11 protein-coding genes are annotated in these 14,305 nt (G+C 70.2%); 8 read left to right on the top strand and 3 right to left on the bottom strand.

The annotated features are described in order from the left end of the window. The first annotated feature begins 16 nt into the window (after positions 1-16). Positions 17-1,057, top strand: a complete 1,041-nt coding sequence (locus OIU81_RS10265) for an agmatine deiminase family protein (RefSeq protein ID WP_329146063.1) — start codon at positions 17-19, stop codon at positions 1,055-1,057. Between the two features lie 35 nt (positions 1,058-1,092). Beyond that, positions 1,093-1,710, top strand: coding sequence for a TetR/AcrR family transcriptional regulator (locus OIU81_RS10260; protein WP_329146062.1), 618 nt, complete (start codon positions 1,093-1,095; stop codon positions 1,708-1,710). A gap of 55 nt (positions 1,711-1,765) precedes the next feature. Here the strand turns inward: OIU81_RS10260 and OIU81_RS10255 are convergent, their stop codons facing one another. Beyond that, a complete protein-coding gene (locus OIU81_RS10255) occupies positions 1,766-2,083 on the bottom strand; it encodes a hypothetical protein (RefSeq protein ID WP_329146060.1) in 318 nt (105 codons plus the stop codon). Positions 2,084-2,322: 239 nt separating this feature from the next. Here OIU81_RS10255 and OIU81_RS10250 point away from each other — a divergent pair, with 239 nt between their 5' ends. Further along, entirely contained in the window at positions 2,323-3,651 is a 1,329-nt protein-coding gene (locus OIU81_RS10250) for an MFS transporter (RefSeq protein WP_329146058.1), read from the top strand. 338 nt (positions 3,652-3,989) lie between these two features. After that, entirely contained in the window at positions 3,990-5,618 is a 1,629-nt protein-coding gene (gene cimA, locus OIU81_RS10245; RefSeq protein ID WP_329146056.1) for a citramalate synthase, read from the top strand. A 70-nt stretch (positions 5,619-5,688) separates the two neighbouring features. Here cimA and OIU81_RS10240 read toward each other — a convergent pair whose 3' ends face one another. Beyond that, a complete protein-coding gene (locus tag OIU81_RS10240) occupies positions 5,689-7,380 on the bottom strand; it encodes an AIPR family protein (protein ID WP_329146054.1) in 1,692 nt (563 codons plus the stop codon). 245 nt (positions 7,381-7,625) lie between these two features. After that, on the bottom strand, positions 7,626-8,273 hold the full coding sequence (locus OIU81_RS10235) for a YceI family protein (RefSeq protein WP_329146052.1): 648 nt from the start codon (positions 8,271-8,273) through the stop codon (positions 7,626-7,628). Between the two features lie 241 nt (positions 8,274-8,514). On the opposite strand from OIU81_RS10235, the gene OIU81_RS10230 reads away from it, so the two are divergent. The 4 genes from OIU81_RS10230 to OIU81_RS10215 all read left to right on the top strand — a co-directional run bounded on the left by OIU81_RS10230 (position 8,515) and on the right by OIU81_RS10215 (position 14,144). Then, positions 8,515-10,968 (top strand): polysaccharide lyase 8 family protein, encoded by a 2,454-nt coding sequence (locus OIU81_RS10230; protein ID WP_329146050.1) that lies wholly within the window; start codon positions 8,515-8,517, stop codon positions 10,966-10,968. Between the two features lie 239 nt (positions 10,969-11,207). Next, the gene (locus OIU81_RS10225; protein WP_329146048.1) at positions 11,208-12,791 is read left to right on the top strand and encodes an acyl-CoA carboxylase subunit beta; all 1,584 of its coding nucleotides are present in this window, start codon (positions 11,208-11,210) and stop codon (positions 12,789-12,791) included. Positions 12,792-12,870: 79 nt separating this feature from the next. After that, complete coding sequence (locus OIU81_RS10220; protein ID WP_329155010.1) at positions 12,871-13,080, top strand: acyl-CoA carboxylase epsilon subunit; 210 nt, start codon at positions 12,871-12,873, stop codon at positions 13,078-13,080. Positions 13,081-13,487: 407 nt separating this feature from the next. Continuing rightward, complete coding sequence (locus OIU81_RS10215) at positions 13,488-14,144, top strand: DUF4360 domain-containing protein (RefSeq protein ID WP_329146046.1); 657 nt, start codon at positions 13,488-13,490, stop codon at positions 14,142-14,144. The last annotated feature ends 161 nt before the right edge of the window (positions 14,145-14,305 follow it).

Raw genomic sequence — 14,305 nt, 5'->3', positions numbered from 1 at the left:
ACCCCGAGGACCCCGCATGAACACCCCTTCCGCCGACGGTTTCCGGATGCCCCCCGAGTGGGCCCCGCACGAGCGCACCTGGATGGCCTGGCCCGGCCCCAACGTCACCTTCGGCGAGGAGGGCGGGGAGGGGCTGGCCCGGGCCCGGCGGGCCTGGGCCGCCGTCGCCCGCGCCGTGCGCCGCTTCGAGCCGGTCACCGTCGTCGCCGGCCCGGGACAGTCCGAGGGCGCCCGGGCACTCCTCGGCGCGGACATCGAGCTCGTCGAACGCCCCCTCAACGACGCCTGGATGCGCGACATCGGCCCCACCTTCCTCACCGACGGCACGGGGCAACTCGCCGCGACCGACTGGGTGTTCAACGGCTGGGGCGCCCAGGAATGGGCCCGCTGGGACCACGACGAGAAGATCGCCGGGCAGGTCTGCGGGCTGGCCGGCGCCCGCCGCTACGCCAGCTCGCTGGTCAACGAGGGCGGCGGCCTCCACGTCGACGGTGCGGGGACCGTCCTGCTCACCGAGACCGTTCAGCTCGACCCGGGCCGCAACCCGGGCCGGACGAAGGAGGAGGCCGAGGCCGAGATTCACGCGTACCTGGGCACCACCAAGGCGATCTGGCTGCCGCGCGGACTGACCGCCGACTACGGGCGGTTCGGCACCCGCGGCCATGTCGACCTCGTCGCCGCCTTCGCCCGTCCCGGCACCGTCCTGGTCCACTCCCAGCCCGACCCCGACCACCCCGACCACGCGATCTGCACCGAGATCGCCAAGCTGCTGCGATCCTCGACCGACGCCCGGGGACGGCGGCTGGAGGTCATCGAGGTGCCGGCGCCGACCGTCATCGAGGAGGACGGCGAGCCGGTCGACCACTCCTACCTCAACCACTACCTCTGCAACGATGGCGTGGTGCTGTGCGGCTTCGACGACCCCCGCGACGAGGAGGCGGCCGCGCTCTTCCGCCGGCTCTTCCCCGGCCGGACGGTGACCCTCGTGGACGCCCGTACGATCTTCGCAGCGGGTGGCGGTATCCACTGCATCACCCAGCAGCAGCCCAGGGCCTGAGCCGCAGGCCCGCCCCGCCGACCCCGGAGGTCTCCGTGCCCTCTCCCGCGCGCCGTCCCCGGCGCCGGCTGAACCAGCCGCGCGAACAGGTCCTGGCCGCGGCGATGGCGACCATCGCCGCGGAGGGCCTGGACCGGCTGACCATGGCCGGGCTGGGCCGCGAGGTGGGGATGAGCAGCGGCCACATCCTCTACTACTTCGGCACCAAGGACGAGCTGCTGGTGCAGACCCTGCAGTGGAGCGAGGAGCAGCTCGGCACCGAGCGCCGGGCCGCCCTCGCCCGCCGCGTCCCGGCCCGCGAACGCCTCGACGCCCTGGTCGGCCTCTACCTCCCCGAAGGCCACCGCGACCCGCGCTGGACCCTGTGGCTGGAGGTGTGGAACCGCTCCCAGAACGCCGACGACGAGACCCGTGAGCGCCAGCTCGACCTGGAGCTCGCCTGGCACCGTGACCTGGTGGCGCTGCTCGTCGAGGGCATCTCGAAGGGCGAGTTCCGGCCCGTCGACGCCGAGCGCTTCGCCACCCGCACCCGCGCCCTTCTCGACGGCTTCGGCACCCACCTCGTCGTCGGCCTCCCGGGCACCGACCGCGATGACGTACGCGACCACCTCAGGGACTTCTTCGACGAATCGCTGTCCGTCCCCCGGGACTGACCGGCCGTCGGGCCGGGCGCCACGGAACCCGCGGCGCCCGGGGCCCGTTCGGGCCCTACGTCCCAGGCAGGAAGTGGCGGCGGTACATCTCCACGGCCTGCTCCGGCGGGTAGTTCGGCAGCGCGCTGACCGCGCCGTCCGTCTTGGAGATCACGATGTGGGAGCCGCCCGGGTCACGCGGATAGGCGGTGGGGTCCGTCCGGGGCGGGAACACCGGGTACACCAGGTAGCCGAGGTCGAATTCGTGGACGTGCAGCGTCGGCTGCTCCCCGTCCGGCCAGACAGCGGGGAAGTGCCCCCGCCCGATCTCCAGCGCCGCCTCGGCGCTGGTGGGGACCGGCCGTTGCCCTGCTTGCGGTTGCGGTTCGGACATCTCGCTTCTCTCTTCTCTCGCACGACCCGGGCCTCACCCGGCGACCGGGTCGGTGGCGCGCCGTGGGCAGCCTCGACGGTGACCCTATGCGGTACGGGTGGGGCGTGCCGCCGCGGCCGGCGTCCCGGACCGGCCCCGCTCCGCAGCCCCCGCCCGTGACCGCAACGCACGCAAGTACGCGCGATCGTTGCGACCGTGACCCTTGCCGAGGGCCACCCGGTCCGCGACCTTTAGCGGCTATGGGACGAGAGCAATGGAAAAAGATCTGGGTGGGCTCGGCCGGCAACATGGTCGAGTGGTTCGACTGGTTCGTCTACGCCAGCTTCGCGGTCTACTTCGCCGATTCGTTCTTCCCGAAGGGCAATGACACGGCGAACCTCATGAACACCATGGGGATCTTCGCCGTCGGCTTCTTCATGCGGCCGGTGGGCGGCTGGGTGCTCGGTCGGGTCGGCGACCGCAAGGGCCGCAAGGCCGCGCTGACCCTGACCGTCACGCTGATGTCCGTCTCGGCGATCCTGATCGCCGTGGCCCCCACGTACGGCGTCGCGGGCTACGGCGGCGTGGCCGTCCTGCTCCTGGCCCGGATGCTGCAGGGTCTCTCGGTCGGCGGCGAGTACGCGGCCAGCGCCACCTACCTCACCGAGGCGTCCGCCCCCGGGCAGCGCGGCTTCGCCTCCAGCTTCCAGTACGTCTCGATGACCGCGGGACAGTTGCTGGGCCTCGGGCTGCTGATCGTGCTCCAGCGGACCCTGTCCGACGACGCGCTGCACAGCTGGGCCTGGCGGATCCCGTTCATCATCGGTGCGCTGGGCGCCGCCATCGTCTTCTATCTGCGGCGCAACATGCTGGAGACCGAGGTGTACGCCGCGGACGAGGGTGCCCACGCCGACCCGGCGCGCGGCACCCTCAAGGCGCTGCTGGCCCACAAGCGCGAGGCGTTCCTGGTCATCGCGCTCACCATGGGCGGCACGGTCGCGTACTACACGTACACGACATATCTCACCAAGTACCTCTCGGGCAGCGCCGGCCTGGACAAGCCGACCGCCTCGCTGGTCAGCTTCTGCGCGCTGTTCCTCTTCATGTGCCTCCAGCCGCTGGCCGGCAAGCTCTCCGACCGGATCGGCCGCCGCCCGCTGCTGATCACCTTCGCGGTCGGCTCGACGTTCCTGACCGTGCCGATCATGACGCTGCTCAAGCACGCCGGCAGCTTCTGGCCGGCCCTGGGGCTCTCGCTGCTCGCGCTGGTCGTGGTCACCGGCTACACCTCGATCAACGCCTGCGTGAAGGCCGAACTGTTCCCGACCGGCATCCGCGCACTGGGCGTGGCCCTGCCCTACGCCATCGCCAACGCGCTGTTCGGCGGCACCGCGGAGTATGTCGCCCTGTGGTTCAAGGGCGACGGTCACGAGTCCGGCTACTACTGGTACGTCGCCGGCTGCGCGGCCGTCTCGCTGATCGTCTACCTCAGCATGCGCGAGACCCGCACCATCGATCTGCACCAGGTCGGGGCCGGGGGGAGCGTGGCCGCCGCGAAGGCGCCGCGGCCGGCGCCCGTCGCCGACTGAGCGCGCGGCCGGCCGGGCGCACGGCCGACCGCATGGGCGGTGCGCCCGCATGGTGAGACCGCCGTCCACGCCGCCCGGGGTTGTGGCACACTGCGGACCGTGCTCTCGTTCGCCATGATTATTGGCAGCAGGCGCGCCGGTCCGCAGTGACCGCCCCGTACGAACCGAGTACGGCGCGGCCACCGTCGTCCCAGACCCGCGCGCAGACCTCTCGCACCCGCGAGGGGTCTTTTCGTTTCCGGCCCACACGTCACCGGAGGCGGAGCGCGAGGGAGCATGGAGGGGCGGTGGAACCGGTTATTCCGGTAGACCGAGATCCCGACAGGAGCCAAACGAGCATGACGGACGCAGCAGAACCCTCCCCGACCCCCGCCGCCGCGGTGTCCGACGACTTCCACGTCTTCGACACCACGCTGCGCGACGGCGCGCAGCGCGAGGGCATCAACCTCACCGTCGCCGACAAGCTGACCATCGCCCGGCACCTCGACGACTTCGGCGTGGGCTTCATCGAGGGCGGCTGGCCCGGCGCCAACCCCCGGGACACCGAGTTCTTCCAGCGCGCCCGCGCGGAGATCGACTTCCGGCACGCCCAGCTGGTCGCGTTCGGCGCCACCCGCAAGGCCGGCGTGCGCGTCGAGGACGACGCGCAGGTCGCCGCGCTCCTGGAGTCCGGGGCCCCGGTGATCACCCTGGTCGCCAAGTCCCATGTCGGGCACGTGGAGCTGGCGCTGCGCACCACACCCGAGGAGAACCTCGCGATGGTCGGGGACACCGTCGCCTATCTGCGGGCCCAGGGCCGCCGGGTCTTCCTCGACTGCGAGCACTTCTTCGACGGCTATGCGCTGGACGCGGTCTACGCCAAGCAGGTCGTGCGGACCGCGAGCGAGGCCGGCGCCGATGTCGTGGTGCTCTGCGACACCAACGGCGGGATGCTCCCGGCGCAGATCACCGCGGTCGTGCGGACCGTCCTCGCGGACACCGGCGCCCGGCTGGGCATCCACGCCCAGGACGACACCGGCTGCGCGGTCGCCAACACGCTGGCCGCGGTGGACGCGGGCGCCACCCACGTGCAGTGCACCGCCAACGGCTACGGCGAGCGGGTCGGCAACTCCAATCTCTTCCCCGTCGCCGCCGCCCTGGAGCTCAAGTACGGGCGCCGGGTGCTGCCCGAGGGCAAGCTCGCCGAGACCACCCGGATCTCGCACGCCATCGCCGAGGTCGTCAACCTCACCCCTTCCACCCACCAGCCCTACGTCGGCGTCTCGGCCTTCGCCCACAAGGCCGGGCTGCACGCCTCCGCCATCAAGGTCGACCCGGACCTCTACCAGCACATCGATCCGGCCCTGGTCGGCAACACCATGCGGATGCTGGTCTCCGACATGGCCGGCCGTGCTTCCATCGAGCTCAAGGGCAAGGAGCTGGGCTTCGATCTCAGCGGCGACCGCGAGCTGGTCGGCCGCCTCGTCGGGCGGGTCAAGGAGCGCGAGCTGGCGGGCTACACGTACGAGGCCGCCGACGCGTCCTTCGAGCTGCTGCTGCGCGAGGAGGTCCGGGGCAGGCCGGTGCGCTACTTCACCGTCGAGTCCTGGCGGGCGATCGTCGAGGACCGCCCCGACGGGACGCACGCCAACGAGGCGACCGTGAAGCTGTGGGCCAAGGGCGAGCGGATCGTCGCCACCGCCGAGGGCAACGGCCCGGTCAACGCCCTGGACCGGGCGCTGCGGGTGGGCCTGGAGCAGATCTATCCGGAACTGGCCCACATGGAGCTGGTGGACTACAAGGTCCGCATCCTGGAGGGCGCCCTGGGCACCGGCTCCATCACCCGCGTCCTGGTCTCCACCGGCGACGGCAAGGGCGAGTGGTCCACGGTCGGCGTCGCGGAGAACGTCATCGCCGCGTCCTGGCAGGCACTGGACGACGCCTACGCCTACGGGCTGCTGCGGGCCGGGGTCGAGCCGCAGGACTGAGCAGTTCGCCTCACGATTGGTGTGCCGGGCACCGCGACGAAGAGAGTGCGGTGCCCGGGACGCCGTCGGCTCATGTGACTGCGAGCCGGGCTTCTACCCTATTGGCCAAATCCCGGCATTTAGTCGTGTTCTTGAAGAGCGGGGCCAGATAGTTGTTGGGATAGGACCACTCGATTTCGGTCATGAGTGCAGCGAGTACATGCCCCGTTATCTCGTGCACCTTGGCAAGCTCTGACTCCCAATCGTAATGAGGTTCGTTGACTTTCGATAGATTCAGTTGGTTGAAGACCAGCTGAAGGATGATTCGGTTTCCGTGGGTGGCGACCGCGAATTCGCGATCCACCAAGCCGGCGCGCCGTACCAGGAGATCACCCTCGACCGCGCGCATCACCTGTACGCAGCGCCATACCCGATGCGCTGTTGTGCCACCGTTGAACAGGTTGATATATGGAGCGCGTTCGGTGTTCTCTGAAAGTCGGCCAACAGAGCTTTTGGCTAGAACGGAATAATACGGATTGTTGTGCGCGCAAGCCAGCGCCACCACGGCATCTTCGACTGTGCATCCGTCGGATTCTGCAGGAGCGTTTTCGCCTCGTTTGACTGAGTATTGCTTCCGGAGAGACAGGAGCATATCGCGGCGCAGCCGCTCTTGCTGTCGGTCCAGGGCCACAAAGTCCCGGCTCTCCACGCTGTTTTGTGTATTAGTTGCTCTGGTAACGTCGACGGCGAAGTCTGGTGGACACCCTTCCAGTGAAATGAAGCGCACCCATACTCGCGCATTCTCTAGCGCAGTTTCATCTTTCCGTGATGCCCGGTGGATGCTCGCCACTGTTTGTGCACCGTTGACGACACTCACGCCTGTGATGGAAAAATCGCCGTATGCGTGGGTGGCTCCACCGCGAGGGGTCTTCTTGACGGATTCGCACAGCGCGGTGATCCCGTTGTTGAAGTACCAGAAGTTGTGGCCCTGTTTGAGCAGGGTGTTCGTCACACCTTCGTTGACATCGGTGCTGCCCAGGGATTTCCGCAGGTTCTGGGCAAACAGCCGATCGCCGTGACTTTCGTACCAGGAGGCGATCTCTGAGGCCTGAACCAAGCCATAATATGCCTGATAGGGGAGATCGACGGTTCCCCATTGTTCGATGGGAACAGTGATCTCGATTTTAGGGCCCGCAATCCCTTCGACGACCATGGAGTGAAATTCTCGCAGTCCCAGAACTTCAAGAGAAACCACAGGGTCGTTTTCGTTGACCTCGTCCAGGAAGTCATCGAACACTGCTTGTGCCTCGGCTGGCAGGGCGCTGCGGCCAGTCGTAGCGATCACGACAATGAATGTCATAGCGGGGTCGCTCAACGCCGCCGAGATCTCCTCCTGGCGCGCTTGGAGCGCGGGGGAGAAGCGATCGAAGCGCATGTTGAAAAGGTCGCTGCACCCATTTCGCACCTTGAGGGCATCGCCTTGTGACAGGCCGGTGTCGCCAGAGCCATCCCACTTGGACTGCACCAAGACCAGGCGTCGATTTACCTCGTCGATGGCCAGAGCGTCGATGCCGTTGTCGTGGAAACCGTCAACAACTGTCTTCGCTGAGTCTTCTGCCGAGAACCCGGTGAAGCGCTGCACCGCTCGCGCGGCGAGAGCCCGACTCAGGAATGCTGGCGCTGATTGCTTTTCGGGCTTTCCCTCGTAATCGGTGAGATCGATGAGACCGGAGTAATCGGCTTTGAGAGAGTCCCTGATATGGCCAACACGCAGCGTGCGCATGCAAGTTCCACCCCTCGATGGTTCCATGGACGGGAGTAGGTTGGCCAGTTGGGCAACCGGCCAGGGGCGCAAATGTATCCCGGCGGAAGAGCCTGGTGCTGAGGTTTCACCGTTGCGCTCTTGGCGCTCTCCGGCTGTGCGTTCGGCGGGAGTTGACGGGCGTTCGAGGATTGAGGGGCTTGCGGCCCCGCACCGACCTCGGGGGAGGTCGGTGCGGGGCCGCGGTCTTGGGGGAGCCGGCCGGGTCAGGACTGCGGGGCGGCCTTGACGGCGGAGATGTCGAAGGTGACCTTGATCTTGTCGCTGACCATCACTCCGCCGGTCTCCAGCGCCGCGTTCCAGGTCAGGCCCCAGTCGGAGCGCAGGATCTCGGCGCCGCCCTCGAAGCCGACCCGCTCGGCGCCGTAGACATCGGTGGCCGAGCCGTGGAACTCCAGGTCGATGGTGAGCGGCTTGGTGACGTCCCGGAGGGTGAGGTCCCCGGTGATGCGGTAGCGGTCGCCGCCCACGCGCTCGGCGGCGGTGCTGCGGAAGGTCATCAGCGGGAAGGACTCGGCGTCGAAGAAGTCGGCGCTGCGCAGATGGCCGTCGCGGTCCGCGATCCCGGTGTCGATGCTGGCGATCTTGACGTCGAGGGTGGCGGTGGAGCGGGACGGGTCGGTGCCGTCGAGCCGCAGGGCGCCCTCGTAGTCGCCGAACGCGCCGCGGACATTGGTGACCATGGCATGCCGGACGGTGAAGCCGATGCTGCTGTGCGCCGGGTCGATGGCGTAGTCGCCGGTCAGCGCGGCGAGCCCGGGGTCCGCGTCGAGGACGGCAGCGGTGGCGGCGGGGGCGGTGGTGGCTGCGGCGCCGGGGGTGTCGGCGGTGCGCTTGCGGTGGAACAGAGCCATGGCTCCTCCTCAAAGACGGTGGTCCCGGCACAGGACCGAGATTGTTTAAGCTTCAACGAGATTCACCGTAGCGGCATCCGGTTCAACATTCAACCTCTCTGGGTGGGCGGGCTCCGCCGGACGGGTGGCCCGCGGCGTCCCGGCGCGGCCATTGCCGCCCCGCGGCGGCCCGTGCTAGACCATCGGAAACTCCCAAGTGCGCAGCGCCACCGCCCCGTTGACGCCATGGAGAGGACCGACCGTGCCGCCTGCCCCCGCCACGCCCCGCTGGTCGCCGTCCGTCTGGTCACGCCGCGGATTCCTCGCCGCCGCCGCGGGCCTGCTCGGCCTCCCCGCCCGCGCCGCATACGCCCTCCCCGCACCGGCCGCGCCCGCCCGAGTGGCCGGCGACGAGTTCACCGCCCTCCGTGCCCGCTGGTGCGCCCTCACCCTCGGTACCGGCTTCGACCCCGCCGCCCCGCCGTACGCCGCGGCCCTCCAGGAGACCGGCGCGCTCGCCGGCACCTTCCGGGCGGCCATGCGCGCGGCCGCGGACTCGCTCTGGCCGGACTGCCCCTACGACCCGCCGTCCGGCATCACCCAGAGCTACGGCCGGCTGGCCACCATGGCCCAGGCCCACGCCCAGCCCGGCACCGGCCACACCGGTGACCCCGGCCTCGCCGAGGACGTGCTCACCGGCCTGCGCCACCTCGAAGCCACCGTCTACCGCACCGGCACCACCCGCTACGGCAACTGGTGGGAATGGCAGATCGGCAGCCCCCGGCTCCTCCTCGACACCCTCGCGATCCTCGACGAGCACCTGCCGGGCGGCGTGCCCGGCGCCCTGCGCGAGCGCTGCCTCGCCGCCGTCGACCACTTCGTCCCCGACGCCGCGCTCGGCGACTACTCCGGCACCAGCACCGGCGCCAACCGCGTCGACCTGTGCCGGGTCGTCGCCCTGCGCGGCATCCTCGGCCGCGCCCCCGACAAAATCGCGCTGGCCCGCGACGCGCTCTCCCCGGTCTTCCCCTGCGTCACCCGGGGCGACGGCCTCTACGCCGACGGCTCCTTCGTCCAGCACACCTGGGTCGCCTACTCCGGCACCTACGGCTATGCCCTGCTGGACGGCCTGGGGCGGCTCTTCACCCTGCTCGGCGGCTCGTCCTGGCAGCTCACCGACCCGGCACGGCAGATCGCTTTCGACAGCGTCGAGCGGGCGTACGCCCCACTGCTCCACAACGGACTGATGATGGACAGCGTCAACGGGCGGGCCATCAGCCGCGGTTACCTGCGCGGCGACGAACGGCAGATCATGCGCAGCGACCACTACCACGGGCATGCGCTGATCGCCGCCGTCGCGCTGCTCGCCGAGGCCGCGAGCAGCGCCGAGCGGGACCGCTGGCACGCCATGATCAAGGGCTGGACCGCCCGCGACCGTACGCTGCCGGTCCTCACCGACCGGCAGTACACGGTCGCCGACCTCGCCCGCCTCCACACGATCGCCGACAGCCCGGTGCCCGCCGCCCCCGAGCCCGTCGGCCACCGGCTCTTCCCCGCCATGGACCGTGCCGTCCACCGCCGCCCCGGCTGGGCCGCCGGTCTGGCCATGGCCTCCGACCGCATCACGTACTACGAGAACGGCAACGGCGAGAACCCGCGCGGCTGGCACACCGGCGCCGGCATGCTCTCCTGGTGGGGCGCGGACTTCGGGGGCGATCAGTACACGGACGCCTTCTGGCCCACCGTCGACCCCTACCGGCTCCCCGGCACGACCGTGTCCACCAAGCGGCTGGCCGACAACGAGGGCGGCGGCTGGGGCGAGCCCAAGCCCGCCGCGCGCTGGGTCGGCGGCACCACCGACGGCGAATTCGCCGCGATCGGCCAGGACCTGCGCGGCCTGGCCTCGACCCTCACCGCCAAGAAGTCCTGGTTCGCGCTCGCGGACTGCCTCGTCTGCCTGGGCGCCGGCATCACCGCCTGCGACGGGGTGCCGGTCGAGACGATCGTCGACAACCGCTGCCTGGGCGAGCGGGGCACCGCCGCGCTCACCGTCGACGGGGTACGCCAGCCCGGCACACTCGGCGAGACCCGCTCCTTCCGCCGCGTCCACTGGGCCCACCTCGCCGGCCACGGCGGCTATGTCTTCCCCGGCGGCTCCCCCCTGACGACGCGGCGCGAGGCCCGCACCGGCTGCTGGCACGACATCAACACCACCTCCTCCACGCGCCCGTTCACCCGCCGCTACCTCACCCTCTGGCACGACCACGGCACCGACCCCACCGACGCCCGCTACGCCTACCTCCTCATGCCGGGCGCCACCCCCTGCACCCTCGCCGCCCGCGCCGCCGACCGGCACTGGCTGACGGTGCTCGCCAACGACGCCGGCCGGCAGGCCGTCGCCGTCCGCCCGCTCGGCGTCACGGCCGCGAACTTCTGGCGGGCGGGCAGCGCCGGGCCGCTCTCCAGCAGCGGCCCGGCGAGCGTGCTGGTCCGTGCGGGGCGCCGGGCGGGAAGCGGCGGCCGGACGGCGCGGCTGTGCGTGGCCGCCCCGGAGCGCTCCGGGGACCCGCTGGAGATCACCTGGTCCCGGCCGGTGCGCGCGGTGCTCGGCCACGACCCGGCGATCGAGGTGCTGGCCGCCGGACCCACCCTCCGGCTGCGCCTGACCCCCGGCACCGCCTGCGCCACCCACACCTGCACGGTCCGCCTGCGCTGACGCCCCCTGCCGGCCCCCGCCGGCCGTGCGGCCCCGGTCGGGCCCTGGCGCGCGCCGTTTCGTGAGACCCCTACATTTGTCGGCCCCATACAGACCCGGGTGCGGCCCCGCCACCCGAACGGGCGCCGGGGCGCGGGGCACGTACAGCGCGGTTCTGTACTGCCTGCCCACCAAATCGCGTGCGACGTTGTACGAAACCGACATCGGTGCGGGACGCCTCGCACACGTACCGTCGATACATGACCACAGTCGAAGATCTGCCCGCCGGCACCAACGACGCCCGCGGGCGCGTCGCCGAGCTGCACGCCATCCGCGAGCAGGTCAGGCGGGGACCCAGCGAGCGGGCGACCGAAGCGCAGCGTGCGAAGGGCAAGCTGACGGCGCGCGAGCGGATCGAGCTGCTGCTGGACGAGGGCTCGTTCAACGAGGTCGAGCCGCTGCGGCGGCACCGCGCGACGGGCTTCGGCCTGGAGGCGAAGAAGCCGTACACCGACGGCGTGATCACCGGCTGGGGCACCGTGCACGGCCGGACCGTGTTCACCTACGCGCACGACTTCCGGATCTTCGGCGGCGCGCTGGGCGAGGCCCACGCCACCAAGATTCACAAGATCATGGACATGGCCATCCAGGCCGGCGCGCCCCTGGTGTCGCTGAACGACGGCGCCGGCGCCCGTATCCAGGAGGGCGTCTCCGCGCTCGCCGGCTACGGCGGCATCTTCCAGCGCAACACCAAGGCCTCGGGCGTCATCCCGCAGATCTCGGTCATGCTCGGCCCCTGCGCGGGCGGCGCGGCCTACAGCCCGGCGCTGACCGACTTCGTGTTCATGGTCCGCGAGACCTCGCAGATGTTCATCACCGGGCCCGATGTGGTGCGCGCGGTGACCGGCGAGGAGATCACCCAGAACGGCCTCGGCGGCGCCGATGTCCACGCCGAGACCTCCGGCGTGTGCCACTTCGCCTACGACGACGAGGTCAGCTGCCTGGAAGAGGTCCGCTACCTCCTCTCGCTGCTGCCGGCCAACAACCGTGAGAACCCGCCGTCGGTGCCCTGCGAGGACCCCGCCGACCGCTCCGGCGACGCCCTGCTGGACCTGGTCCCGGCCGACGGCAACCGCCCGTACGACATGCGCAAGGTCATCGAGGAGATCGTCGACGACGGCGAGTTCCTGGAGGTCCACGAGCGCTGGGCGACCAACATCATCTGCGCGCTGACCCGGCTCGACGGCCGGGTGGTGGGCATCATCGCCAACCAGCCGCAGTCGCTGGCCGGTGTGCTGGACATCGAGGCGTCCGAGAAGGCCGCCCGCTTCGTCCAGATGTGCGACGCCTTCAACATCCCGATCGTCACCTTCCTCGACGTGCCCGGCTTCCTGCCCGGCGTCGACCAGGAGCACGGCGGCATCATCCGGCACGGCGCCAAGCTGCTCTACGCCTACTGCAACGCCACCGTCCCGCGCATCTCCCTCGTGCTGCGCAAGGCCTACGGCGGCGCCTACATCGTCATGGACTCGCAGTCCATCGGCGCCGACCTGACCTACGCCTGGCCCACCAACGAGATCGCGGTGATGGGCGCCGAGGGCGCCGCCAACGTCATCTTCCGCAAGCAGATCGCCGAGGCGGACGACTCCGACGCCATGCGCACCCGCATGGTCAAGGAGTACAAGTCCGAGCTGATGCACCCCTATTACGCGGCCGAGCGCGGCCTGGTCGACGACGTCATCGACCCCGCCGAAACCCGTCACACCCTCATCCGCGCCCTGGACATGCTGCGCACCAAGCACGCGGACCTGCCGGCCCGTAAGCACGGCAACCCGCCCCAGTAGCCACCCCCGCAACCGCACCAGGCACCACGCCACCGCGACGACGGAGAACATCTTGAATACCGCGAACACCGTGAACACCATGAATACGGCCCGGCGCACCGACCCCATCCGCGTGGAGAAGGGACTGGCCAGCGAGGAAGAGCTCGCCGCCCTGACCGCCGTCCTGCTCGCCCGCGCCGCCCACCGGCCCGCGGACGCCGCCCCGGCCGGTCCGCGCGCCACCGCCGCCCGCTGGCGCCGCCTGGAGCGCCAGAGCGGATTCCGCGGCGCGACCAGCTGGCAGCGCTGACACCGGCGCGTCACCGCACGAACGACGCGCCACCGCACGAACGACGGGCCCGCAGCAGTGTGCTGCGGGCCCGTCGCGTGTGTGCCCGCGGGACGCCCGCCCCCTCAGGCCATATACCGCCGAACAACCGCCATACCGCCGAACAGCCGCCATACCGCTGAACAGCCGCCGAATCCGCGGGATGTGCGAGATATGCGGGATATGCGAGATGTGTGAGATAAGGGGCCGCATCGCTTTTCGGACCGGGTGTTCCGGTTTGACAGGGCGCGGCCGGAATGAGGCGTAGATTCGCCTCAACCCTGGGGAGCAGAGCTGTTCAAGGCGCCCGGCCCGTGCTGGCATGCGCTCGTCATTCCTCTCCTGATGTTCCGCGCCGCGGGCCACAGGACGACCGGAAGGTAGAGCCCATGCTCAGCAGGCTCAGTGCTGGTGCCGCAATGGCATCGTTGCTCCTCGCCGGATCGGCATCCCCCACCACCGCAGCAGGGTTCGGCGACGAACCGCCCACCGGAAAGATCACGATAACCGTCGCCACGGTCAACGGATCGGGCTGCAGACCCGGCAGCGCCGCCGTCGCCATCGCCCCCGACAACACCGCCTTCACCGTCACGTACAGCGAATACCTCGCCCAGGCGGGCGCCGGCACCAAGCCGACCGACTCCCGCAAGAACTGCCAGATCGCACTGAACGTGCACGTCCCGCAGGGATTCACCTACGCGATCGCCCGGGCCGACTACCGCGGCTACGCCTCCCTGGCCAGGGGCGCCAGGGGACTGGAGCAGGCGGGCTACTACTTCCAGGGCCAGCAGCAGACGGCCCGTAAGAGCCACACCTTCGTCGGCGCCTACGACTCCAACTGGCAGACCTCCGACGAGACCGATGTCGACGCGCTCGTGTACGCGCCCTGTGGCGAGGAGCGCTACTTCAACATCAACACCGAGATGCGGGTGGACGCCAAGTCCTCGGACCCCAAGGCCACCAGCTACATGGCCATGGACTCCACCGACGGCAGCATCAACACCGTCTACCACTTCGCGTGGAAGGAGTGCCCCGCCCGCAAGTGAGGCCCGCACCCCGGCCGCAGGGCCCGTACGCAGCCGTGTGCGGGCCCCGCGGCCGGGCGGGCACCGGCAACCGGGCGCCCGTGGACGCCGGGTACGACGAAGGCCCCCGCACCGGTCAGGTGTGGGGGCCTTTCGTCATACGGCGTGCGGGCACGGGCGCC

This window comes from Streptomyces sp. NBC_01454, assembly GCF_036227565.1.
Taxonomy (GTDB): Bacteria; Actinomycetota; Actinomycetes; order Streptomycetales; family Streptomycetaceae; genus Streptomyces.
Note: the sequence above shows the minus strand (reverse complement) of the source record. Positions and strands in the feature narration are given on the sequence as shown.

Bases quoted from the DNA above. Each gene is read 5' to 3' on its own strand.
- OIU81_RS10265 (WP_329146063.1), top strand. From the start codon at position 17: ATGAACACCCCTTCCGCCGACGGTTTCCGGATGCCCCCCGAGTGGGCC.
- OIU81_RS10255 (WP_329146060.1), bottom strand. From the start codon at position 2,083: ATGTCCGAACCGCAACCGCAAGCAGGGCAACGGCCGGTCCCCACCAGC.
- OIU81_RS10250 (WP_329146058.1), top strand. From the start codon at position 2,323: ATGGGACGAGAGCAATGGAAAAAGATCTGGGTGGGCTCGGCCGGCAAC.
- cimA (WP_329146056.1), top strand. From the start codon at position 3,990: ATGACGGACGCAGCAGAACCCTCCCCGACCCCCGCCGCCGCGGTGTCC.
- OIU81_RS10240 (WP_329146054.1), bottom strand. From the start codon at position 7,380: ATGCGCACGCTGCGTGTTGGCCATATCAGGGACTCTCTCAAAGCCGAT.
- OIU81_RS10235 (WP_329146052.1), bottom strand. From the start codon at position 8,273: ATGGCTCTGTTCCACCGCAAGCGCACCGCCGACACCCCCGGCGCCGCA.
- OIU81_RS10225 (WP_329146048.1), top strand. From the start codon at position 11,208: ATGACCACAGTCGAAGATCTGCCCGCCGGCACCAACGACGCCCGCGGG.
- OIU81_RS10220 (WP_329155010.1), top strand. From the start codon at position 12,871: ATGAATACGGCCCGGCGCACCGACCCCATCCGCGTGGAGAAGGGACTG.
- OIU81_RS10215 (WP_329146046.1), top strand. From the start codon at position 13,488: ATGCTCAGCAGGCTCAGTGCTGGTGCCGCAATGGCATCGTTGCTCCTC.